Origin of the sequence: Citrobacter sp. wls619 (assembly GCF_005281345.1) — a bacterium.
In the GTDB taxonomy this organism is placed as follows: Bacteria; Pseudomonadota; Gammaproteobacteria; order Enterobacterales; family Enterobacteriaceae; genus Citrobacter.
Genome location: NZ_SZXJ01000100.1, coordinates 19,571 through 43,152, shown reverse-complemented (window position 1 = coordinate 43,152; position 23,582 = coordinate 19,571). Strand labels below are relative to the sequence as shown.

Annotated in this window: 24 protein-coding genes and 1 tRNA gene; 13 read left to right on the top strand and 12 right to left on the bottom strand. The window is 52.1% G+C overall.

Features of this window, described 5'->3' with window-relative positions; translation table 11 throughout:
- Genes fliI through FDX19_RS22040 form a run of 6 tightly spaced genes read right to left on the bottom strand, consistent with a single transcriptional unit; the run spans nt 1 to nt 6,122 of the window.
- On the bottom strand, nt 1-1,341 hold the full coding sequence (gene fliI / locus FDX19_RS22065) for a flagellar protein export ATPase FliI (protein ID WP_137384406.1): 1,341 nt from the start codon (nt 1,339-1,341) through the stop codon (nt 1-3).
- The gene (gene fliH / locus FDX19_RS22060) at nt 1,334-2,044 is read right to left on the bottom strand and encodes a flagellar assembly protein FliH (RefSeq protein WP_137384405.1); all 711 of its coding nucleotides are present in this window, start codon (nt 2,042-2,044) and stop codon (nt 1,334-1,336) included. The genes fliI and fliH overlap by 8 nt, the downstream gene beginning before the upstream one ends.
- A gap of 3 nt (nt 2,045-2,047) precedes the next feature.
- Nucleotides 2,048-3,064, bottom strand: a complete 1,017-nt coding sequence (locus FDX19_RS22055) for a flagellar motor switch protein FliG (protein ID WP_043015252.1) — start codon at nt 3,062-3,064, stop codon at nt 2,048-2,050.
- Nucleotides 3,042-4,721 (bottom strand): flagellar basal-body MS-ring/collar protein FliF, encoded by a 1,680-nt coding sequence (fliF, locus tag FDX19_RS22050; RefSeq protein WP_137384404.1) that lies wholly within the window; start codon nt 4,719-4,721, stop codon nt 3,042-3,044. The genes FDX19_RS22055 and fliF overlap by 23 nt, the downstream gene beginning before the upstream one ends.
- A gap of 4 nt (nt 4,722-4,725) precedes the next feature.
- Nucleotides 4,726-5,088, bottom strand: coding sequence for a flagellar hook-basal body complex protein FliE (locus tag FDX19_RS22045; RefSeq protein WP_137384403.1), 363 nt, complete (start codon nt 5,086-5,088; stop codon nt 4,726-4,728).
- Between the two features lie 47 nt (nt 5,089-5,135).
- On the bottom strand, nt 5,136-6,122 hold the full coding sequence (locus FDX19_RS22040) for a sigma-54-dependent Fis family transcriptional regulator (RefSeq protein WP_137384402.1): 987 nt from the start codon (nt 6,120-6,122) through the stop codon (nt 5,136-5,138).
- A gap of 595 nt (nt 6,123-6,717) precedes the next feature.
- On the opposite strand from FDX19_RS22040, the gene FDX19_RS22035 reads away from it, so the two are divergent.
- The 7 genes from FDX19_RS22035 to FDX19_RS22005 are packed head-to-tail and all read left to right on the top strand — an operon-like array spanning nt 6,718 to nt 12,975.
- Nucleotides 6,718-7,581: a FliM/FliN family flagellar motor switch protein gene (locus tag FDX19_RS22035; RefSeq protein WP_043015248.1), complete on the top strand. Its 864-nt coding sequence runs from the start codon at nt 6,718-6,720 to the stop codon at nt 7,579-7,581.
- Nucleotides 7,574-7,945 (top strand): FliM/FliN family flagellar motor switch protein, encoded by a 372-nt coding sequence (locus tag FDX19_RS22030; RefSeq protein ID WP_137384401.1) that lies wholly within the window; start codon nt 7,574-7,576, stop codon nt 7,943-7,945. The genes FDX19_RS22035 and FDX19_RS22030 overlap by 8 nt, the downstream gene beginning before the upstream one ends.
- Nucleotides 7,942-8,700 (top strand): flagellar type III secretion system pore protein FliP, encoded by a 759-nt coding sequence (gene fliP, locus FDX19_RS22025; RefSeq protein ID WP_137384400.1) that lies wholly within the window; start codon nt 7,942-7,944, stop codon nt 8,698-8,700. The genes FDX19_RS22030 and fliP overlap by 4 nt, the downstream gene beginning before the upstream one ends.
- A 12-nt stretch (nt 8,701-8,712) precedes the next feature.
- Nucleotides 8,713-8,985, top strand: a complete 273-nt coding sequence (locus tag FDX19_RS22020) for a flagellar biosynthetic protein FliQ (RefSeq protein WP_003838859.1) — start codon at nt 8,713-8,715, stop codon at nt 8,983-8,985.
- Between the two features lies 1 nt (nt 8,986).
- Nucleotides 8,987-9,769 carry a flagellar biosynthetic protein FliR gene (gene fliR, locus FDX19_RS22015; protein ID WP_137384399.1) on the top strand — a complete coding sequence of 261 codons (783 nt, stop codon included), beginning with the start codon at nt 8,987-8,989 and terminating at the stop codon, nt 9,767-9,769.
- Entirely contained in the window at nt 9,759-10,898 is a 1,140-nt protein-coding gene (flhB, locus tag FDX19_RS22010) for a flagellar type III secretion system protein FlhB (RefSeq protein ID WP_137384398.1), read from the top strand. Before fliR ends, flhB begins: the two co-directional genes overlap by 11 nt.
- Entirely contained in the window at nt 10,882-12,975 is a 2,094-nt protein-coding gene (locus FDX19_RS22005; protein WP_137384397.1) for a flagellar biosynthesis protein FlhA, read from the top strand. The genes flhB and FDX19_RS22005 overlap by 17 nt, the downstream gene beginning before the upstream one ends.
- Nucleotides 12,976-13,013: 38 nt before the next feature.
- Here FDX19_RS22005 and FDX19_RS22000 read toward each other — a convergent pair whose 3' ends face one another.
- Nucleotides 13,014-13,775 (bottom strand): C40 family peptidase, encoded by a 762-nt coding sequence (locus tag FDX19_RS22000; protein ID WP_137384396.1) that lies wholly within the window; start codon nt 13,773-13,775, stop codon nt 13,014-13,016.
- Nucleotides 13,776-14,124: 349 nt separating this feature from the next.
- On the opposite strand from FDX19_RS22000, the gene dpaA reads away from it, so the two are divergent.
- Nucleotides 14,125-14,865, top strand: coding sequence for a peptidoglycan meso-diaminopimelic acid protein amidase (gene dpaA, locus FDX19_RS21995; protein ID WP_137384395.1), 741 nt, complete (start codon nt 14,125-14,127; stop codon nt 14,863-14,865).
- Here dpaA and FDX19_RS21990 read toward each other — a convergent pair.
- Nucleotides 14,836-15,603, bottom strand: coding sequence for a class II glutamine amidotransferase (locus FDX19_RS21990; protein WP_069323846.1), 768 nt, complete (start codon nt 15,601-15,603; stop codon nt 14,836-14,838). The two genes, dpaA and FDX19_RS21990, sit on opposite strands and share 30 nt — an antisense overlap.
- Nucleotides 15,604-15,732: 129 nt before the next feature.
- Nucleotides 15,733-16,311, bottom strand: coding sequence for a D-sedoheptulose 7-phosphate isomerase (gene lpcA, locus FDX19_RS21985; RefSeq protein ID WP_016151815.1), 579 nt, complete (start codon nt 16,309-16,311; stop codon nt 15,733-15,735).
- 239 nt (nt 16,312-16,550) lie between these two features.
- Here lpcA and fadE point away from each other — a divergent pair, with 239 nt between their 5' ends.
- The 3 genes from fadE to FDX19_RS21970 all read left to right on the top strand — a co-directional run bounded on the left by fadE (nt 16,551) and on the right by FDX19_RS21970 (nt 20,463).
- Nucleotides 16,551-18,995: an acyl-CoA dehydrogenase FadE gene (gene fadE / locus FDX19_RS21980; protein ID WP_137384394.1), complete on the top strand. Its 2,445-nt coding sequence runs from the start codon at nt 16,551-16,553 to the stop codon at nt 18,993-18,995.
- A gap of 110 nt (nt 18,996-19,105) precedes the next feature.
- On the top strand, nt 19,106-19,873 hold the full coding sequence (locus FDX19_RS21975; RefSeq protein ID WP_137384393.1) for an amidohydrolase: 768 nt from the start codon (nt 19,106-19,108) through the stop codon (nt 19,871-19,873).
- A gap of 179 nt (nt 19,874-20,052) precedes the next feature.
- On the top strand, nt 20,053-20,463 hold the full coding sequence (locus FDX19_RS21970; protein WP_137384392.1) for a Spy/CpxP family protein refolding chaperone: 411 nt from the start codon (nt 20,053-20,055) through the stop codon (nt 20,461-20,463).
- A gap of 99 nt (nt 20,464-20,562) precedes the next feature.
- Here FDX19_RS21970 and FDX19_RS21965 read toward each other — a convergent pair.
- Nucleotides 20,563-20,639, bottom strand: a tRNA-Asp gene (locus FDX19_RS21965).
- Nucleotides 20,640-20,773: 134 nt separating this feature from the next.
- A complete protein-coding gene (gene dnaQ / locus FDX19_RS21960) occupies nt 20,774-21,502 on the bottom strand; it encodes a DNA polymerase III subunit epsilon (RefSeq protein ID WP_170974423.1) in 729 nt (242 codons plus the stop codon).
- 64 nt (nt 21,503-21,566) lie between these two features.
- Between dnaQ and rnhA the strand changes: the two genes are divergently transcribed.
- Nucleotides 21,567-22,034, top strand: a complete 468-nt coding sequence (gene rnhA, locus FDX19_RS21955) for a ribonuclease HI (protein ID WP_137384390.1) — start codon at nt 21,567-21,569, stop codon at nt 22,032-22,034.
- Here rnhA and FDX19_RS21950 read toward each other — a convergent pair.
- Entirely contained in the window at nt 22,031-22,753 is a 723-nt protein-coding gene (locus tag FDX19_RS21950) for a class I SAM-dependent methyltransferase (protein ID WP_137384389.1), read from the bottom strand. The two genes, rnhA and FDX19_RS21950, sit on opposite strands and share 4 nt — an antisense overlap.
- 33 nt (nt 22,754-22,786) lie before the next feature.
- Here FDX19_RS21950 and gloB point away from each other — a divergent pair, with 33 nt between their 5' ends.
- Nucleotides 22,787-23,542, top strand: coding sequence for a hydroxyacylglutathione hydrolase (gene gloB, locus FDX19_RS21945; RefSeq protein ID WP_137384388.1), 756 nt, complete (start codon nt 22,787-22,789; stop codon nt 23,540-23,542).
- Nucleotides 23,543-23,582 lie beyond the last annotated feature (40 nt).

The following is a 23,582-nucleotide window of genomic DNA, read 5'->3' as shown; positions in this document are numbered from 1 at the left end:
TTATTTACCTTCCGTTTTCTTCGCCAGCGGAAACAGGGCCTGCAAGCGGCTTTGCACCAGCTCCAGAGAGGCCGGTTCACTGACTTCCTGGCGCAGAAAACGCTCGATGGCGGGGAACACTTTGACGGCCTTATCCACGCTGGGATCAGCTCCTGCAACATATCCACCCAATGGGATCAGTGGCTTAATTTCCATATAGGCGGCATAGTTTTGTTTCAGCAGACGGGCCGACTGTTGGTGTTCCTTGGGCGTGACCTGGGTCATGCATCGACTGATCGACTGCCCAATATCAATGGCTGGATAGTGTCCGGCCTCCGCCAGCTTACGGGTTAGTACGATATGCCCGTCCAGCACCGCACGCGCGCAGTCGACGATCGGATCCTGCTGATCGTCCCCTTCCGCCAGTACCGTGTAAATGGCGGTCATCGACCCTTCGCTTTCACTGTTACCCGCGCTTTCCACAAGCTTAGGGATCATGCCGAACGCCGACGGCGGATAGCCTTTCGTCGCCGGAGGTTCGCCCAGGGACAGCGCGATTTCACGCTGCGCCATGGCATAACGGGTTAACGAATCCACCAGCAGTAAAACGTGATGTCCGCGATCGCGAAACCAGGCGGCGATAGAGTGGCAAAGCTCGGTGGCTTTCAAACGCATTAACGGCGACTCATCCGCCGGTGCCGCCACGATAATAGATTTTGCCAACCCTTCCGCGCCCAGCGAGTGATCGATAAACTCCTTCACCTCGCGGCCACGCTCGCCAATCAACCCCACCACCACGATGTCGGCCTTGGTCTGGCGGGTGATCATCCCCAGCAGCACGCTTTTACCCACACCGCTACCGGCCATCAGACCCACGCGCTGGCCTTTGCCGATAGTGAGCAGGCCGTTGATTGCTTTCACGCCGACATCCAGCGGTTGATTCACCGATCGGCGCGTGAGGGGGTTGATGGAAGGTGCCTGAGGCGGCAGCACGTCATTGCCCGTAAGACGCCCTTTGGCATCCAGCGGTTCGCCCAGACCATTGACTACCCGCCCCAGCCAGCTTTCGCTTATCAGGATCTCCTGCGCTTTTTCTTCGGGGAAAACGCGCGCACCCGCCATCAGCCCGACGGGGTGCTTGAAGGGCATCAGGTAGGTGATATCGCGGTTAAACCCCACCGCCTGCGCATCGATCAACGTATGGTTGGCGCTTTCGACGCGGCACAGCTGGCCGGTCACCAGCGGACAGCCCACGCTCTCCAGCAAAATGCCGTTCACGCGCACCAGTCGCCCGGCAACCCGGGCTAAAGGGATCGACTCAATGGAGCGCAGCGCGTTGTCAAAGCAGGATAGGTCACTCACCCGTCGGCTCCGGCAGCAGCGACTCTTTCAGCGCCGACATGCATTGGTCGAGACGATGCTCGCAGCCAATATCCAGCTCGGATTTATCGGTAATTACCCGACACTCGCCTGCCTGCAGATCGGGAGATGGGGTCAACCCCCATTCAGCGACTTTCTCCGGCGCAGCGTCTTTGATACGGTTAAACTCTTCATTACTCAGTAGGACCTGTAGCGACTCAGGCATCGCCGGAAAGGCCGAAATCGCCTCTTCAACCAGCGATAGCAACTGCGTCGGTTGCAGCGCCAGCTCGCAACGAATCACCTGACGCGTAACCTTTTCCACCAGCTGCAGCAGGTCCTCCCGCTGTTTACGCTGAATGTGCGCCAGGTAGTCGTTCACTTTGTCGGAGATAACTGCCAGCGGCTGCGCTGCCCGCTCAAACTGCTTACGCCCTTCCTGCTGCCCGGCCAGGCTGCCTTCAGTGTATCCCTGACGACGGCCTTCATCGTGCCCCTTCTGATGGCCTTCCTGAAAGCCCTGCTCCTGGCCTTCGGTCATCCCTTGTTCAAATCCTTTTTGCAGTCCTTCCTGGAAGCCATCCATCAACTGGCGCTGATAATCCGCCGGCGTGATCCCCGGCGTGAGCTGTTCAGCCTGCAAATGGCGCTGGCGAGGGGGAAAACGGTGCAGTCGGTAACGACCACGAATGGTTTCAATCGCCATGTGTTACTCCGCCGTCTGTTCAGCAAACAGCTGTAGCTGAATTTCACCCGCTTCCTCAAGCTCGCGGGCAATCCCCATAATTTCACGGCGGATCTGCTCAATACGGCTCACCGGAACCGGACCCAGGCGCGACGTTATCGCCTCCAGCTGTTGGACCTGACGCTTAGGCATCACGGCATAAATCGAGCGGCGCAACAGCGCTTCGGTCCCTTTCAGCGCCACCGCCCAGTCTTCCATCGGCACTTCGTCGAGCAGGCGACGACGCACTTCATCACTTTGGCGGCTCAGAATGAAGAAGTCGTACATTTCGTCCTGCAACTGTTCGAGGACATCTTCATCGCGTTCGCGCAGCTGATCGAGGATCACCTGTTGATTACCCTGGAAGCGGTTCACGATATCCGCGGCCTGCTTGATCCCTTTCACTTTCGAACCATGTTCGGACAGCACTGACAGCCCACGTTCGATCAACCGATCCAGCTCATCCACCACGTCGCGATTCACATCGTTGAGCTTGGCAACCCGATAGAGGATCTCGTTTTGCACCGACTCACTCATGTAAGACAGTACCGTCGCTGAGATCTCCGGCGTCAGGAAGGCAAGGAAGACGGCCTGCAATTGCAAATGCTCTTCTGAAATCAGTATCGCCAGCTGGCGCGGTTCTACCCATTGCAAACGCGCCATTCGTGAGCGGATCTCATCACCGTAAATGCCGTTGATCACGCTGCTGGCGATTTCCGTTCCCAGCGCTTTATTGAGGATCCCTTGCAGCATGGAACGCGAGGCGCCGTTAATGCCGCTCTGCTCGCGGAACTCATCAAAAAAGTTATTGATCACTTTTTTCGCCATGCTGGTTTTTACGCCAGACAGACGCGCCATGTTTTCGCTGAGACGAACCACCTCTTCGCGGCTGAGCTTTTGCATCACCGTGGCTGCCGCCTCCTCGCCCAGACACAGCAATAAAATTGCGGCCTGCTCGAGGTAGCTGTTGTTACTGCCGTTATTTATTGTCAATTCGCTCATTGCTGGTAATCCATTGTCTGAGAACTTCAGCTACGCGATCGGTGTCGCTCATCGCCAGTTTTTGCAGGAACTCCAGCTTCACTTCCAGACCGGAGCTCTGCGAAGGCAGGCTGTCGTCACCAGGGAAAGAAGGCAGTTCGATATTTTTGCGTTCATCTTCAGCGGCCGCAAAATGGGGTTTGTCCGCAGGAATTGCGATTGGTACAGCGTCCAGCGCCAGTTCAGGCGAAGAGGTCCTGCGGCGCTCGGCGGTCAAACGTTTCATCACCGGACGGACAACAAACAGCAACAACAGCAGAGCCAGCAGGCCGCAGCCAATTAAACGAACCCAGGCCAGAATGCTGCCATCCTTCCAGAAAGGCAGCACCGGCTCGACGGGGATCGACTGCGGCACAAAGTTGAGCAGCGATAAAGACAGATTGTCGCCACGTCTGGCATCAATTCCGGCAGCGTTATTCAACAGCGCCGTCAACTGGGTGGTTTGTTCCGGTTTCCAGTTCTTCAATGCAGGCGCGCTCTGATTGAGCACCACGGCCACATTTAACCGTTTGATATCGAATCCTGGATGCTGGATATGCTCAACGCTACGGTCCCAGGAATAGTCGCGCTTGTTCTCACTATGTTTTGACAACGCGGCAGGCTGGCGAGACTCTTCTGGCGTTGTCCCGGCGGCGCCGTTTCCTACCTGGTTCGTCGCCAACGGAGGACGATTGCTCAGCGAGCCGGGGATCCCCATGGCAATTTGGTTGGTATCGCTATCGAGCACCGTTTCTTCACGATTCACCTTCGGCGTATCGCCGTAATGCTCCTGGGTTTCGTCGATATTGCTCAGATCGAGATCCGGCATCACGCTCACCCGGTAGTTGCCGGTACCGACCAGCGAGTCGAGGACATTTGCGAGACTGGCACGGGTCTTATCCTGAATATCCTTAAGGATCTGGTCGCGCTTACGCGTCGCCGCAGAAACGGCTTCTCCCGCGCCAATGCCGTCGGACAGTAAATTCCCTGCCTGATCGACAACGCTAACCTTCGACGCATTCAGATTGGGCACGCTGCCGGACACCAGATGCACAATGGCATTGACCTGGTCCATATCCAGCTTGCTGCCGTAATGCAGACGCACCACAACCGAGGCGCTGTTTTGCGGTTCATCACTGACGACAAATGAGCTCTCTTCATTCAGCGCCAGATGCACGCGAGCACTCTCGACAGCGTCCAGTGTCATAATGCTTTGAGCCAGTTCGCCTTCCAGACTCCGCTTGTAACGGACGTTTTGCACAAACTGACTGGCGCCCAGCACTTCGTCTTTATCCATCAGCTCGTAGCCGCTGGGCAGCATGGCCTGCACGCCTTTCGCCGCCAGCGTCATCCGCGTTTTCGACAGCGCGTCTTCCGGAACCAGAATTTGCCCGCTCTGCGGGTCAATACGGTATTCCAGCTTTTCGCCGTCCAGCACGGTGACTATCTGTGAAACCGGGAGGTTTTCCTGGCTACCGTACAGCGAAACATAGCCATGATTACCGTTCCACAGCACGCTGACAATTATGGCGGTAGCCGCAAGCGCCGCAGCCGCCACCAGCATCAGGCGTTTATTACCATCCAGTCTGAAAGAGAACGAGGGTAAAAACTGAGTGATTTTTTTTATTAATTCATTCATAGCGTTAGACTGACATGCTCATCAGGTCATTGAATCCGGAAGCGACTTTATTTCTGACCTGTACCAGCGCAGAAAACGATAACGATGCCTGCTGACTGGCAATCATGGCTCCCGCCAGGTCGTCACTTTTCCCCATCTCAATGGCCGTTTGTTTTTGCTCCGCGACCTGCTGGAATTGATCAACATGATTCAGCGCGCCTTGCATGACGCGGTCGAACGAGACCGGAGAAGATGCCAGTTGGGCGCCCACGGCGTTAATCTGCATCGGCGAAAGGACGGGCGCCTGCGCGACCGCTTTCATCTGCTGCATGTCCTGCATCATTTGCGTCTGCATCGTACTGGCTGGGGCTATCGTATTTATGCTCATGACCTACTCTTAAAATTAAAAAAGCGTTCTCGGTACCACAGACTGATTCAGGAAAAGATCTCAATTCCCTGTTTTCGCATTGACGCCAGACGATAACGAAGCGCACGTGGGGTAATACCTAATAAATCAGCAATTTTGGTTTTATTGCCCTGATATTTACGCATCAGGTCAGCGATATATTGATACTGCGCGCTACGGCCATGCTGACCCAGATTATCGCTGGTCGTTATTGGCATACTGGGCTTTGGCTGCCATTGCGGCTCGCTCCAGGAATCAGACTCAATGGATGGCAGACCTAAGGTATCGGGGTAAATGACGCCATCACGATTCAGGATCATTCCCCGTTGTATAGCGTTCTCCAGTTGACGCACGTTACCCGGCCATTCGTAGCTCAGTAATGCCCGGCGCGATGATTCAGAGAGCTTGATATTTTTAACCAGCACCGTGGAGTATTTTTTGATAAAGGACTCCGCCAGCGGAATAATGTCTTCCATGCGCTCGCGCAGCGGCGGCATGGTCAACGGAATAACTGATAACCGATAATAGAGATCTTCTCTGAAGCGTCCTGCAGCCACCTCTTCTTCAAGATTTTTATTGGTACAGGCAATTAAACGGAAGTTCAGTTTGATTAAACGGTTACTACCTAAGCGCTCAACCTGTTGTTCCTGCAATACACGCAATATTTTAGCCTGTAGCGCTAAAGGCATATCGCCAATCTCATCCAGCAGTAATGTGCCGTTATTGGCTAATTCCATTTTCCCCGGAACGGTAGCCACTGCCCCGGTGAATGCACCTTTATCATAGCCAAACAACGTGGCTTCGAGCATATTTTCAGGGATAGCGGCACAGTTCACCCCGATATAAGGTGCCTGAGGTTCCTGCGTAGACGCAATTGAATGGATAAATTTGGCGACACATTCTTTACCAGTACCGGTTTCACCATGGATAAGGACTGGTACATTAAACGCAGCAATACGCCTTGCCATTGAAAACACATTGATACTGGAGGCTGCTTCGGCAATAAGTTCAAACATGATTATTTTACACTTAGAAGTAAAGTTAACATCCGTTACGAGAAATATACAAATCATTCCAAAGCACAATCATCGAATAATAGATATCGCCCGTGCCATGTCTTAATCCCATCCTTGCTCATGTTTTACCGCCCCTTCAAAGGGCAGCCCTATCGAAGACTATTTTCAAATAGGGTTTTTCCTAAAAAAATACTAACACCGGAGCCATTAACAATCTTAAATTAAAAGATAATAAAAATATTATTCATTCAAAAACAATGAGTTACATTGATTTCGGCATAAAAACCAGCCACATAAGACATACCTTAAGTGGGTGAGCGGATTAGCGGTGAGCATCACGTATACGTAATTAATTATTTTTTAATTATAGCCTGAAGCCATTAATAACTTGCAGAGGAGAGAGGTAAAATATCTAATATCCAGCCCTACATCAGAGACGAGAGTAGGTACTGCATTTCATATCTAATGGACTTCAACAATATGAGAATAGCGTCAAGGATGAACCATAAATTAAATGGGTTTATTTTTTCTTTGATAACCGCGGGATTTGATATCAATCCATCCGTCCCAGAAATTACAGCTGAGAAAGCGTACCATGCTGAAATATAGTCAAACGCCCGGAATCTTTAAACTTGAAGGAAACCGGCTTGGGCGTCCTTATCATCGTCTGCCGACTATGTTCACGGGTAATTTTGATACAATTGAATCACATCTCGGAAACTATTTTCTCAAAAAACATCGCACAAATATAACACTCAGAAAAATACAATGCGAGATGGATGTTATCAATAAAAGCGCCGAGTTATTAGTCTCGCAGGTTGGGCATTTGGCCTTTGATATCGACCGCGCGCTATTGTTAATGTTGCTGGGCAACTTTTATGGTTTGACGTCATCGCTTGCAGACGAAAAATCAGAAGATGATTTACCGACCAAAACAGAAACCCGACTGCGAAGCAGACTGGCGCTGGATATTAGCAATATTATTTTTAATAAAAATATATCGGGTATTCCGCTGACGCTCAAACCGGACAGCAGTACCGTACAAACACATTGGGCGTATCAGCTTACATTTGTTTTAGGTGATGAGGAGAATTGCAGTTTCCGCATCTTACTGGACGATTCCCATACTGATTACATTCTGAATTTAATCCGCCGCAGCGAACACGGCGAGAAGAAAAAGCAGGTTGATAAAGCCAGCATTGAGACGCGTAAAAAAACGCTGATCAAAGAAATCATTCATACGCTGCCGCTGACCATGAACGTCAAAATTGCAGAAATCCCCCTCAATGTCGCCGACCTGACGACAATTAAGCCAGGGGATATTTTACCTATCGCCATGCCTGATACTTTCCCTGTTTATATCGGGAAATCCGAATTATTTAATGCCCTGATCGTAGAGGACAAAGACAAACTGTTTTTGTCCGAATTAACGAGCAAGACGGAGAAATCCTATGAGTAAGCCAGAAGATATTTTAGAGCAAGGTTTCGAGTTAGCGCCCGAAACAACCCCGCCGGCCGCACCGTCGGAAACAGAGACGCTGGTAGCGCGTTTAGAAGACCGTTTTTCCGAGTCGATGTCATTGCTGAAACGTATTCCGGTCACACTAACGCTGGAAGTGTCATCCGTGGAAGTGATGCTGTCCGATCTGCTGAATATTGATGACGACACCGTCATTGAGATGGACAAACTCGCCGGTGAACCGCTGGATATTAAGGTCAATAACATCCTGCTAGGCAAGGCTGAAGTGGTGGTGGTCAATGAAAAATATGGCCTGCGCGTTCTTGAATTCAACACGCATGAAATCAACGACCTGGCACCATGAAACGCGCACCAACCCTCACGCTTATACTGGGTATCTCGTTACTCATCCTTTCTCCCTTTGCCTGCGCACAAGGGGGAGATATCCCGTTGCTGAATGTGATTTCGCACGGCAATAGTCAGGAATACAGCGTAAAAATCCAGGTCCTGCTCCTGATGACCCTGGTGGGCATTCTGCCCACGCTGGTGCTGATGATGACCTGTTTTACCCGATTTATTATTGTTCTTTCCCTGCTGCGTCAGGCGTTGGGGCTACAGCAAACGCCGCCCAACCGCATACTGATTGGCATTGCGCTGTCGTTAACCATGCTGGTGATGCGTCCAGTCTGGATCAACATTTACGACCACGCGGTTGTGCCTTTCGAAAACGATCAAATCACGCTCCCTGACGCCCTGAGCACCGCCGCCTCACCATTGAAGCGCTTTATGCTGGCGCAGACCAACAAAAAAGCGATAGCGCAGATAATGACGATCGCCAACGCCAAAGGTAATGCAGCCGATCAGGATCTCTCCATTATCGTACCGGCGTATGTGCTGAGCGAACTGAAAACCGCCTTCCAGATAGGCTTCATGATTTATATCCCGTTCCTGGTGATCGACCTGATCGTCGCCAGCGTACTGATGGCGATGGGGATGATGATGCTGTCGCCGCTGATCGTGTCGCTGCCCTTTAAGCTGATGCTGTTTGTACTGATTGACGGCTGGGCGCTGACCGTCGGTACGCTGACCTCCAGTATCCGCGGTCTGGGACTGGGCTAACGGAGATCGGATATGTTAACCATTGATGTAGCCGCCGATATCGTCGCCAGCGGCATAAAAGTCGTGATTATTTTAGTCTGCGTGTTGGTCGTTCCCAGCCTGCTGGTGGGGATGCTGGTCAGCATTTTTCAGGCCGTGACGCAGATTAACGAACAAACGCTCAGCTTTTTGCCCAGGCTTATCGTCACCCTCGCCGTATTGGGAATTTGCGGAAAATGGATGATCGTCCAGTTGAGCGATCTCTGCGTGCATCTGTTCACTCAGGCCGCCATTCTGGTGCACTGACATGCGCGAAACAGACGTTACGCAGTTAAGTAGCCTGATACTGGGCATGTGGTTTCCGTTCGTGCGCATTATGGCGTTTATTCACTACGCGCCGGTGCTGGATAACGCGGCGCTCACGGTGCGGATACGCATTATTTTGTCCCTGGCGCTGGCCTTTATCATTACGCCGCTTATCCCCCATCCGGTTCCTGACAGCCTGCTGTCGATCAACAGCATTATTCTGACCGCAGAGCAGTTTCTGTGGGGCATGCTTTTCGGCCTGATGCTGCAGTTTTTATTTTTAGCGTTGCAGCTGGCGGGCCAGATCCTCTCATTCAATATGGGGATGAGCATGGCGGTGATGAACGATCCCAGCAGCGGCGCGTCCACGACGGTACTGGCGGAGATGATCAACATCTACGCGGTGATACTGTTCTTTGCGATGGATGGACATTTGCTGCTGGTGAGCATTTTATTCAAAGGCTTTACCTACTGGCCGATTGGCAATGCACTGCATCCGCAATCTCTGCGCACCATTTCCCTGGCGCTGGGCTGGGTGTTTGCCGCGGCCACGCTGCTGGCGCTGCCGACAACCTTTATTATGCTGATTGTCCAGGGCTGCTTTGGCCTGCTTAACCGTATTGCACCTCCGCTCAACCTGTACTCGTTAGGTTTTCCGATCAACATGCTGGCAGGTCTTGTCTGCTTTGCGACTCTGCTCTACAACCTGCCCGACCACTATCTGCACCTGGCGAATTTCGTCTTGCAGCAGCTTGATGCGCTCAAGGGGCACTATGGCGGATAGCAGCAGCGAAGAAAAAACAGAAAAACCCTCGGCGCAAAAACTTCGCAAAGCCAGGCAAGAGGGGCAAATTCCGCGCTCAAAAGATATGGGGCTTGCCGCCAGTCTGTTTGCCGCGTTTATGGTGATTTCCAGCAGCTTCCCCTGGTATGAGGATTTTGTCCGCGAAAGCTTCATTAGCGTGCATCAGTATGCGCAGAACATTAATGACCCGGACATCATCGGCCAGTTCCTCGAGCACCATTTGCTGATTTTAGCCAAGTTCATTCTGACGCTGTTGCCCATGCCGGTCGCCGCGCTGTTTGCCTCGCTGATTCCCGGAGGCTGGCTGTTCCTGCCGAAGAAAATTTTGCCGGACTTTAGCAAATTAAGCCCGCTCAAAGGGATTGGTCGCTTATTTTCTACCGACCACCTGGTGGACACCGGCAAGATGACGCTCAAAGCGATTGTGCTGCTGGTGATGCTGTGGATAAGCGTGCGCAATAACGTGGCCGCCTTTCTGGGTCTGCAGGAGCTGTATTTCAAACAAGCCGTCAGCGATGGCCTGGCGCTGTACAGCAGCATCATGCGCAACTTTGTCATCCTGTTTGTCTTTTTCGCGGTGATCGATGTTCCTCTGGCGAAAAAAATGTTCACCAAAGGGTTGAAGATGACCAAACAGGAAGTGAAGGAAGAATATAAAAATCAGGAAGGTAAACCGGAAGTGCGGGCCAGGATCCGTCGCCTGCAACGGCAAATGGCGATGGGGCAAATCCGCAAGGTCGTGCCAAAAGCCGATGTGGTGATCGTCAACCCAACCCACTATGCCGTGGCGCTGCAGTATGACCAATCGCGCGCCGCCGCGCCTTTTGTTGTCGCCAAAGGCACCGATGAAATTGCGCTGTATATCCGTCAGGTAGCGGCGGAAAGCAACATTGAGATTGTTGAATTTCCTAAGCTGGCGCGCTCGGTTTATTACACCACCCAGGTCAATCAGCAGATCCCATTTCAACTTTATCGGGCGATTGCACACGTCCTGACCTATGTACTGCAAATGAAACACTGGCGTGACGGTTCACAGGCACGCCCTTCGCTGAACAGACATATTTCCATTCCAAAAGAGGTTCTTAAACTGGATGCCGAAAATAACTAAACAATTACTCGCGCTGCTGCGCAACGGTAACATCGGCATTCCGCTGGTCATACTGTGTATCCTGGCGATGGTGATCCTGCCGTTACCACCGGCCCTGCTGGATATTCTGTTCACCTTTAACATCGTGCTGGCGGTGATGGTGCTGTTGGTAGCCGTTTCCGCGAAACGCCCGCTCGAATTCAGCCTGTTCCCGACCATTTTGCTGATCACCACGTTAATGCGCCTGACGCTGAACGTGGCGTCAACGCGCGTGGTGTTACTGCACGGTCATATGGGTGCAGGCGCTGCCGGTAAGGTGATTGAGTCCTTTGGTCAGGTGGTGATCGGCGGTAACTTTGTCGTCGGTTTTGTGGTGTTCATCATTCTGATGATCATCAACTTTATCGTGGTGACCAAGGGTGCCGAGCGTATCTCCGAAGTTTCGGCTCGCTTTACGCTCGACGCCATGCCCGGGAAACAGATGGCGATCGACGCCGATCTGAACGCGGGACTGATTAATCAGGCCCAGGCGCAGGCGCGACGTAAAGACGTGGCGGGTGAAGCGGATTTCTATGGCGCAATGGACGGTGCGTCGAAGTTCGTACGCGGTGATGCTATCGCCGGGATGATGATCCTGGCGATCAACCTGATCGGCGGCGTCTGTATCGGTATTTTCAAATACGATTTAAGTGCCGAAGCCGCATTCCAGCAATACGTACTGATGACCATCGGTGACGGTCTGGTCGCCCAGATCCCGTCTCTGCTGCTGTCAACGGCGGCGGCGATTATCGTTACTCGCGTGAGCGACAGCGGTGATATCGCCACTGACGTGCGAAGCCAGCTGCTGGCCAGCCCCTCCGTGCTCTATACCGCCACCAGCATTATGTTTGTGCTGGCGGTGGTGCCGGGAATGCCGCATTTCCCGTTCCTGGTGTTCAGCGCCCTGCTGGGGTTCACCGCCTGGCGTATGAGCAAGCGCCCGAAGGTGGCTGAGACCGAAGAGAAAAACCTTGAGACGCTGACCAAAACTATCGTTGAAACCACTGAGCAACAGGTCAGTTGGGAAACGATCCCCTTAATTGAGCCAATCAGCCTGAGCCTGGGCTACAAGCTGGTGTCGCTGGTGGACAAATCCAAAGGGAACCCGCTTACCCAACGTATTCGCGGTGTGCGGCAGGTTATCTCAGACACGAACGGCGTGTTGCTACCGGAAATTCGCATTCGCGAAAACTTCCGTCTAAAACCGACCCAGTACGCCATTTTCATCAATGGGATCAAGGCCGATGAGGCCGATATTCCCGCAGATAAGCTGATGGCGCTGCCCTCCAGTGAAACCTACGGTGAGATCAATGGTGTTTTAGGCCACGATCCGGCCTACGGTATGCCGGTCACGTGGATTGTCCCGGCGCAAAAAGCCAAAGCGCTAAATATGGGGTATCAGGTTATTGATAGCGCCAGCGTCATCGCGACGCATGTGAATAAGATCATTCGCAACTATATTCCTGACCTGTTTAACTACGACGATATTACGCAATTGCATAACCGCCTTTCCTCGATGGCGCCCCGTTTGGCGGAAGATCTGAGCGCGGCGCTGAATTACAGCCAGCTCCTGAAGGTTTACCGGGCGCTGCTGGTCGAAGGCGTGCCGCTGCGCGATATCGTCACTATTGCCACCGTGTTGGTCGCCAGTAGCGCCGTCACCAAAGATCATATTCTGTTAACGGCAGATGTGCGCCTGGCGCTGCGTCGCAGCATTACCCATCCGTTTGTGCGCAAAGATGAGCTGGCGGTGTACACCCTGAACAATGAGCTGGAGAATCTGCTGGCAAATGTGGTGAATCAGGCGCAGCAAAGCGGCAAAGTGGTGCTCGATAGCGTACCGGTCGATCCGAATATGCTCAATCAATTCCAGACCACTATGCCGCAGATTAAAGAACAGATGAAAGCCGCGGGTAAAGAGCCGGTCCTGCTAGTCGCCCCGCAGCTACGTCCTCTGCTTGCGCGCTATGCGCGCCTGTTCGCACCGGGTTTGCAGGTGTTGTCTTATAACGAAGTTCCGGATGAGCTGGAATTAAAGATCATGGGGGCGTTGAGTTAACCCCTGACGAGGCGGTGTCATTTGCACCGCCTTGTTGATTACAGAATGGTATTTTCCGTAAGAATACGACGGGCGCCGAGGTAATGATCCTGCCAGAAGTCATCGGATAAATTACTCACCCGAATGGTTTCTCCCGTACGCGGCGATTCAATAAATTGTCCCTGCCCCAAATAGACGCCCATATGATCGGCAATATCCCGACTGTGAATATGAAAGAACAATAAATCCCCACGACGAAGGTCGCGATTGGCGACGATGGTCGCCCGCCGATAGTGATACATTTCATTCGCCGTACGCGGCAACTTTGCCGCCAGGATTTTGTTGTAGGCATAAAAAATCAGCCCGCTGCAGTCAAAGCCCTGATCCGGGCTGGTCCCGCCCCACAAATAAGGTTTACCCAGCTGCTGCTCGAGACGGTGGATTGCCACTTCGGTCATGTTATGCAGATGATCGCTACTGAGAAAATGGTCATTCTCGACCAGCTCCTGCCAGCGATGATCGCTCGCTTTCAGCGGCCCCGGGAACCACTCAGGGTGCTGTTTAATCAGAGTCCTGTTCTGCTGGCGCAGCGCGCTTTTACTTTGCGCATTGCCTTCCACCACATAACTTGCCTGCTTTTTTACCTGCGCGTGGTACTGCTTCAGCAGCCGGGCGCGGTTACGCATGCGCATTTGCGCCGCATAGCTTATATGGGCGTCAGATAAGAGTGGCTGAACTTTGGCGACAGACGGAGAGGACAACACAACACACAAAGACAGCAGACCCGGCAAAAAGCGTCGGGGCGCAGAGACAAAAGACATAAAAACAAGAATACCTAATCAAATACGTTCGGCGCAGTCTAGCGCGATGGCCTGACAATCCGTTTTAATATTCGATTATTAAATAATTATTTTTTAGAATTCAATACATTATCGCCATTACATTCATCAGGAATTACGACATAAGGCCGATGAAAAAATACGCCACTGTCTGACTGCCTTTCTGCGCGATTTTCCGTATAAAGAGAAACTAAAGTGTAAACGGCGCACGAGAGACTTGCGAAAAACTCTCTTGGTGCTAATGTGAGCGCTCCAAATACAGACTTTTCTGATTTGGGGACTCTTTTTGCCGTCCTGGCGTGTGTAATCGTTTTATCAAGGAATAAGCAGTATGCGTAAAATCGCATTTTTTCTTGCGATGCTTTTATTGCCGTGCGTTTCATTTGCCGGTTTGCTGAGCAGCGGCAGCCCGACCACGCCAATCAGCAAAGAATATAAGCAGCAATTGATGGGGTCCCCTGTCTATATTCAGATCTTTAAAGAAGAGCGGACGCTCGATCTGTACGTCAAGATGGGCGAACAGTATCAGCTGCTCGACAGCTATAAGATCTGTAATTATTCCGGCGGCTTAGGGCCGAAACAGCGTCAGGGTGATTTCAAAAGCCCGGAAGGGTTTTACAGCGTACAGCGCGGACAGCTCAAACCGGATAGCCGCTTCTATAAAGCGATTAACATTGGTTTCCCTAACGCCTACGACCGCGCCCACGGTTATGAAGGTAAATACCTGATGATCCACGGCGCCTGCGTTTCTGTCGGTTGCTATGCGATGACCGACAACGGTATTGATGAGATTTTCCAGTTTGTCACCGGCGCGCTGGTGTTCGGACAGTCCAGCGTTCAGGTGAGCATTTACCCGTTCCGCATGACTGACGCGAACATGCAGCGCCATAAGTTTTCGTATTACAAAGATTTCTGGTCGCAGCTAAAACCGGGATACGATTACTTTGAACAAACGCGTAAGCCACCGACCGTTTCCGTTGTCGATGGCCGTTATATCGTCAGCAAGCCGTTGAGTCACGAAGTCGTTCAGCCACAGCTGGCATCAAACTACACGCTCCCCGAGACAAAATAGCGCCCACTCGCCTGGCATAATCTTTTGCCAGGTTTCATTGCCCGTCAGTGGCTGAGTGGCAATCACAGTGACCACATCATTGGGTGTGGTCTCTGAGCTAAAATCAATTTCCACATCCTGATCCAACAATGTCGCCACGCCAAACGGCGCACGGCGGGTGATCCAAAACAAATTGGTTGAGCAGAAGGCCATCACATAACGCCCGTCTGACAACAGCATGTTGAAGACGCCCTTCTCTCGCAGTTCTCCTGCCAGCGCCGCGATATATTTAAACACCGCCGTCATATTACCCGGCGTGCGCGGATAACGCTCGGTTAGCTTATGCAGCAGCCAGCAGAAGGCTTTTTCGCTGTCGGTTTCCCCGACCGGGCGGAAATTACCGGTTTCCAGCGATTTATAGCCGCTCAGCTGTCCGTTATGAGCGTAAGTCCAGTTGCGTCCCCACAGCTCACGCGTAAATGGATGGGTATTTTCCAGTGCCACTTCACCGCGATTCGCCTGACGAATATGGGCAATCACGGAACAGGATTTGATGGGATAGTCTTGTACCAGTTTGGCGATAGGCGAATTAAAGCTGGGTTGCGGATCTTTAAACGTACGGCAGCCCTTACCTTCATAAAACGTAATACCCCAGCCGTCTTTGTGCGGCCCGGTACCTCCCCCGCGCTGGACCAGCCCGGTGAAGCTAAAGCAGATATCGGTTGGCACATTGGCGCTCATCCCGAGCAGTTCGCACATACATCACCTACCTTAAAACCGTGAACTGCCTGATGGCGCTGCGCTTATCAGGCCTACGTGGCGCTCATGTAGGCCGGATAAGACGTCTTCACGTCGCCATCCGGCAAAAACACAGAATAAATTACCCGCTTACTTAACCATCTCTTTTTCGATCAGTTGAATCAGGATATGGATCACTTTGATATGAATTTCCTGAATACGGTCGGCATAGCCAAAGTGCGGCACGCGAATTTCGATATCCGCACTACCCGCCATTTTGCCGCCATCTTTGCCGGTCAGGGTGATGACTTTCATTCCCTTCTCACGCGCTGCAGCAATCGCTTTAATCACGTTACCGGAGTTACCCGAAGTCGAGATACCTAACAGGACATCGCCTTCACGGCCAACCGCTTCAACGTAGCGGGAGAATACATAATCGTAACCGAAATCGTTGCTGACGCAGGAGATATGGCTGACGTCAGAGATAGCGATAGCCGGGTAGCCCGGACGGTTTTCACGATAGCGTCCAGTCAGCTCTTCGGCGAAATGCATCGCATCGCAATGGGAGCCGCCATTACCACAGGAAAGTACCTTCCCACCGGCTTTGAAGCTATCTGCCAACAGGACCGCCGCGCGTTGAATGGCGTGAATATTGGCGTCATCTTTAAGAAAATTAGCCAGCGTTTCCGCCGCTTCGCTCAGTTCGTTACGAATAAGATCCTGGTACATGAGGATATCCTTCAGCATGAATGTAAATGACAAGATGCAGTGTACCGGATAGCGCTACCAGCGAGAAGTGCAAGCCACAGGAATGGCTGTCGCTTTTGATTTTTTGTGCCGGTTAAAACGGCAACAATGTGAGCTTTGTTGTAATTATTTTGTAAACACATTGCTAAAAGAATTTACATCCACTACAACCATATCATCACAAGTGGTCAGACCTCCTACAAGCAAGGGAGCTTTTCGTTATGATGATTTTGAGTATTATCGCTACGGTTGTTCTGCTCAGCGTTCTGTTTTATCACCGCGTGAGCTTATTCCTCAGCAGCTTAATTTTGCTCGCCTGGACGGCAGCGCTTGGCGTGGCTGGCCTGTGGTCAGTCTGGCTGCTGGTTCCTCTGGCCATTATTCTCGTACCGTTTAACTTTACGCCGATGCGCAAATCCATGATCTCTGCGCCGGTGTTCCGCGGTTTCCGTAAGGTCATGCCACCGATGTCGCGCACCGAGAAAGAAGCGATTGATGCCGGTACGACCTGGTGGGAAGGTGACCTGTTCCAGGGCAAACCTGACTGGAAAAAACTGCATAACTATCCGCAGCCGCATCTGACTGCTGAAGAGCAGGCGTTTATCGATGGCCCAGTGGAAGAAGCATGCCGCATGGCAAACGACTTCCAGATAACCCATGAACTCGCGGATCTGCCGCCGGAATTGTGGGCATATCTGAAAGAACACCGCTTCTTCGCAATGATCATCAAGAAAGAGTACGGCGGGCTGGAATTCTCTGCGTATGCTCAGGCTCGGGTACTGCAGAAGCTCTCCGGTGTTTCTGGGATCCTGGCGATCACCGTCGGCGTACCTAACTCCTTAGGCCCCGGTGAACTGCTGCAGCATTACGGCACCGAAGAACAGAAAAACCACTATCTGCCGCGCCTCGCTCGTGGTCAGGAAATCCCGTGCTTTGCACTGACCAGCCCAGAAGCTGGCTCCGATGCCGGTGCGATCCCTGATACCGGCGTGGTTTGTATGGGCGACTGGCAGGGCCAGCAGGTGCTGGGTATGCGCCTGACCTGGAACAAACGCTATATCACGCTGGCCCCTATCGCCACCGTTTTGGGTCTGGCGTTTAAACTCTCTGACCCGGAAAAACTGCTGGGTGGCGAAGAAGATCTTGGCATTACCTGTGCGCTGATCCCAACCTCAACGCCGGGCGTACAAATTGGCCGTCGTCACTTCCCGCTGAACGTGCCGTTCCAGAACGGACCAACGCTGGGTAAAGATGTCTTCGTTCCGATTGATTACATTATTGGTGGCCCGAAAATGGCCGGCCAGGGCTGGCGTATGCTGGTGGAATGTCTGTCCGTAGGACGCGGCATTACCCTGCCATCTAACTCTACGGGCGGCGTTAAATCCGTCGCCATGGCGACTGGCGCATATGCGCATATCCGTCGCCAGTTCAAAATCTCTATCGGCAAGATGGAAGGTATTGAAGAACCGTTGGCACGTATTGCCGGTAACGCCTATGTAATGGATGCTGCAGCGTCGCTGATTACCTACGGCATTATGCTGGGTGAAAAACCGGCGGTGCTGTCGGCTATCGTGAAATATCACTGTACTCACCGCGGGCAGCAGTCAATCATCGATGCAATGGATATTACTGGCGGCAAAGGCATCATGCTTGGCGAAAGTAACTTCCTGGCCCGTGCTTATCAGGGTGCACCGATCGCCATTACCGTCGAAGGCGCCAACATCCTGACGCGTAGCATGATGATCTTCGGCCAGGGCGCAATTCGCTGCCATCCGTATGTACTGGAAGAGATGGCTGCGGCGCAGAATAACGACGTGAATGCGTTCGACAAACTGCTGTTTAAACACATCGGTCACGTAGGCAGTAATAAAGTGCGCAGCTTCTGGCTTGGTTTGACTCGCGGCTTAACCAGCAGCACGCCAACCGGTGATGCGACCAAACGTTACTACCAGCACCTGAACCGTTTGAGCGCCAACCTGGCACTGCTTTCAGATGTGTCCATGGCCGTACTGGGCGGTAGCCTGAAACGTCGTGAACGTATCTCTGCGCGTCTGGGCGATGTGTTAAGTCAGCTGTATCTGGCTTCCGCCGTGCTGAAACGTTATGACGATGAAGGCCGTAATGAAGCAGACCTGCCGTTGGTTCACTGGGGCGTACAGGATGCGTTGTACAAAGCGGAACAGGCGATGGACGATCTGCTGAAAAACTTCCCGAACCGTCTGGTTGCCGGGCTGCTGAATGTGGTCATCTTCCCTACCGGTCGCCACTACCATGCACCGTCTGACAAGCTGGATCATAAAGTCGCGAAGATTCTGCAGGTTCCAAGCGCCACCCGTTCTCGTCTTGGTCGCGGTCAGTACCTGACGCCAAGCGAGCATAACCCGGTTGGTTTGCTGGAAGAGGCGCTGCTGGACGTGATTGCAGCCGACCCTATCCACCAGCGGATCTGCAAAGAGCTGGGTAAAAACCTGCCGTTTACCCGCCTGGACGAGCTGGCGCACAACGCGCTGGCCAAAGGGTTGATTGATAAAGACGAAGCGGCGATTCTGGTGAAAGCCGAAGCAAGCCGCCTGCGCAGTATCAACGTGGATGACTTTGAACCCGAGGCGCTGGCGACTCAGCCGGTAAAGCTGCCAGAGAAGGTGCGTAAAGTCGAAGCCGCATAACGACATACACACAACGTTCAGCCCCGCTTAATGCGGGGCTTTTTATTGCCACATTTTCGTTAAAGCTCGTGCTACAGTGTCAAAATGTTGTTCAACGAGGAGCCTCGACCGTGCCAGGTTTAAAAATTACTCTGCTGCAACAACCGCTGATCTGGATGGATGGCCCAGCCAACTTGCGCCATTTCGACAGACAACTGGAAACCGTCACCGGGCGTGACGTTATTGTGTTGCCCGAGATGTTTACCAGTGGATTTGCGATGGAAGCGGCAAACAAATCGTTGCCACAAGAGGAAGTTGTAAGCTGGATGCGTAGCAAAGCGCAGCAGACGAATGCCCTGATAGCAGGTAGCGCAGCGATACAGTCTGAACGGGGATCGGTGAATCGTTTTTTGCTGGTTGAACCCGAAGGCACCGTGCATCTCTATGACAAACGCCATCTGTTCCGCATGGCGGATGAGCATCAGCATTACCAGGCAGGTGACGCGCGGGTTATTTTTGAATGGCGTGGCTGGCGTATTCTGCCGCTGGTCTGTTATGACCTGCGTTTTCCAGTGTGGTCGCGTAACCGCAACGACTACGACCTCGCCTTGTATGTTGCCAACTGGCCTGCGCCGCGTTCGCTGCACTGGCAGCTTCTGCTTGCCGCACGGGCAATTGAAAACCAGGCTTATGTAGCAGGATGTAACCGCGTGGGCACTGACGGTAACGGGCATCATTATCGCGGTGACAGCCGGGTGATTAATCCGCAGGGTGAGATTATTGCCACCGCCGAGCCGCATCAGGCCACACGCATTGACGCCGAGCTGTCTCTCTCAGCGCTGCGCGAGTATCGCGAGAAATTTCCTGCCTGGCAGGACGCTGACCCGTTCACGCTATAACTATCGCCTTCCCTCCCGCTGCACAACGTTTTCCGTGGCGGGATTGTTTCACTCCGTAACCAACCGCAAAACAAATTCGCGTGGCGACATGCGATGGTCATCGTATTCTGCAAAGGATAATCACTCGTAACCAATGAGTGGCAGACAATGTCGATAATTTCCTTATCAGGATTTCAATAATGAAGAACTTCGTACGCATGACTTTGCTGGCAGTTACCGTGGCTGGCGCTTCTTTTAGTACGCTTGCAGCAACGACATCTAATGTTCCGGCTCCAGCCCAGGATCCGATAGTACAACATCTTAAGTTGAGCACTGACCAGGTTGCGCAGATTAAAAAACTGCACCAACAGCTTGAAACTAACGTCGGCCAGATTTCAGTGAAAGATGTAAAAGACGGCGCGTTGATTGACGTCATCAAGTCAGGGAAATGGGATGATGCCGCCGTTAAGAAACAGCTGGCCGCGTTCAGCAATATCGAACAGCAGGCGCGTTATTATCGCGTGAAATACTATTTTGACCTGAACAAAGTGCTGACCCCAGAACAGCGCCAGCAGGTGCAAAAAGATATCGCCCAGACGCTGAGCGAGTAACGACTGCGGCCTGCAATAAAACATTATTGCAGGCTTTTATTTTGGGTGGGTTAAAACGACGAAAGCCTGAATCATTTCTGATTCAGGCTTTCTGAATAGTGGCGGAATGGACGGGACTCGAACCCGCGACCCCCTGCGTGACAGGCAGGTATTCTAACCAACTGAACTACCACTCCGCGTTGTGTTCCGCTTGGGAACGAAGCGAATATTACGGATTGCCTCGCGCCTCGTCAACGCTTTTTCTCACGTTTTTTAATCGTTTGCTGCAAAAATCACCCGAATGACCATTTCTGTACTGTAAATACCAGAACTAGGCCCGCCAGAGGCAACTTCCGCCCTTCTTCTGTACCAGGTCAAGGCGCGACTCATGGGCTGCCAGCTCTTCATCAGTAGCGAAAACAACGCGTAATTTACTGGACTGACGCACAATGCGCTGGATCCCCGTATCATTCTGCTGCTGGCTATCACCTTCCATAGAGAACGCCATGGTGGTCTGCCCGCCGGTCATCATCAGATAAACGTCGGCCAGAATCTGGGCATCGAGCAATGCGCCGTGCAGAGTACGCTTGCTGTTGTCTATCTCATAGCGCGAGCATAACGCATCAAGGCTGTTACGCTTGCCAGGAAACATTTTCCTCGCCAACGCCAGGCTGTCGGTCACTTTACAGAAGGTGTTCGTCTTCGGGATATCGCGATTGAGTTTCGCGAACTCGTAGTCCATAAAGCCGATATCAAACGATGCGTTATGGATGACCAGCTCCGCACCACGGATATAGTCGAGAAACTCATCGGCGACATCGGCGAACGTGGGTTTATCAAGCAGGAACTCATCGGCGATTCCGTGTACGCCAAACGCTTCCGGGTCCACCAGCCGATCCGGCTTCAGGTAGACGTGGAAGTTATTTCCGGTCAAACGGCGGTTCACCACTTCAACCGCACCGATCTCAATAATCTTATGGCCTTCGTAGTGGGCACCAATCTGGTTCATACCGGTGGTTTCGGTATCGAGGACTATCTGTCGTGTAATTCCAGTGCTCATAGCGGTCATTTATGTCAGACTTATCGTTTGATTTCGATTTGCTAAAACAGGAAGTCTACCAGAGATGCTTAAACAGGTAGAAATTTTCACCGATGGTTCTTGCCTGGGGAACCCAGGTCCTGGCGGTTATGGGGCTATTTTACGCTATCGCGGGCGCGAAAAAACCTTTGCCGAAGGGTACACCCTCACCACCAATAACCGTATGGAGTTGATGGCGGCAATCGTCGCGCTGGAAGCACTTAAAGAGCCATGTGAAGTGGTACTCAGCACCGACAGCCAGTACGTACGCCAGGGCATAACACAGTGGATCCACAACTGGAAAAAACGCGGCTGGAAAACCGCGGATAAAAAGCCGGTGAAGAACGTCGATCTGTGGAAACGTCTGGATGCCGCGCTGGGCCCGCACCAAATCAAATGGGAATGGGTTAAAGGGCATGCGGGCCATCCGGAAAACGAACGCTGTGATGAGCTTGCACGTGCTGCGGCAATGAGTCCCACCCAGGATGATGTTGGGTATCAGGCAGAGTCTTAAGCGTCTGGCTTGCGGTATTGTCGGGTGGCCCCAACAGCCTGGCGGATACGTGCCTTACTTTTGCTTTGTTTCATCGGATTGAGCGTAAGCGGAATGGTTCGCTTACGCGCGACAACCAACTGCAAACAGCCCAGTGCAGGAATATGCGCACTTAACATTTTACCGCCCTGCTTCGCCCAGGGCAGCACGTGGAACCGGCTATAGTGCAGCACCTCAAAATTCAGCAAAGAGAGCCAATCCAACTGACGCATCAGGGTAAACATCCGGCTGTTGTAAGGCGGTGTTTTACGTAGCACTGGCACCAGCTTACGCAATCCCATCAGGCTAACCGGGTTAAACCCGCTCAGTATTAACCAGCCATCATCAATCAGTACCCGGTCGGCTTCACGCAATAAGCGATGCGGATCGGCGCACCACGGTAGTGTATGAGCCAGCAGACAGACATCCACGGATTTATCGGCAAAAGGAAGATGTAAAGGATCAGCCGTAACCTGCATGGGCGAGCCTTGCGAAGAAACATTTACCTGATGAGAAACCGCGCACGCTTCGGAATTGATTTCTGCGCTTAAATTACCAATCTTAAGCAGATGAAAACCGTACATTTTTGCGAACCACGGGTTAAGCTGATGTTCCAGCGCCTCACGATAGTGCTCACCCCAGGGTAAATCATCCCAGCTAATGGGCGCTACGACAGTTTGAGGGATCCTTGCCGGTTTCATCACAACCTTCCGTTACGCATTGAGAGGTAATTTATGAATCTTAACAGTATTCCTGCATTTCAGGACAATTACATCTGGGTCCTGACAAATAATGAAAACCGTTGCCTGATTGTTGATCCGGGCGAAGCCGCTCCCGTCCTGAAAGCCATTGCAGAACATCAGTGGGTGCCAGAGGCCATTCTCCTGACCCATCACCATCAGGATCACGTTGGCGGTGTGAAAGAACTTTTGCAACATTTCCCACAGTTAGTGGTTTACGGACCGGCTGAAACGCAAGATAAGGGAACGACCCATATAGTCAAAGATGGCGATATTGCACTCGTTTTAGGGCATGAATTTACGGTAATTGCCACGCCGGGTCACACTTTAGGACATATCTGTTACTTTAGCCAACCTTATCTATTTTGTGGGGATACGCTCTTTTCTGGCGGCTGTGGCAGACTCTTTGAAGGCACTGCATCTCAAATGTATCAATCACTTAATAAATTAAACGCGCTTCCTGATGATACATTGATCTGCTGCGCCCATGAGTACACATTAGCAAACATGAAGTTTGCCTTAAGCATTCTGCCGCACGATTCGTGCATAAATGAATATTATCGTAAAGTTAATGAGTTACGCGTAAAAAAACAAATGACACTCCCCGTAATTCTGAAAAATGAGCGGCGAAATAATCTTTTTTTAAGAACGGAAGATATTGATTTAATTAATGAAATAAACAAAGAAACAATATTGCAACAACCTGAAGAGCGTTTTGCCTGGTTAAGGTCAAAGAAAGATACGTTCTGACAATTCCGGGTTGCCTTTTGAAAACTTCGCCGTTATGATC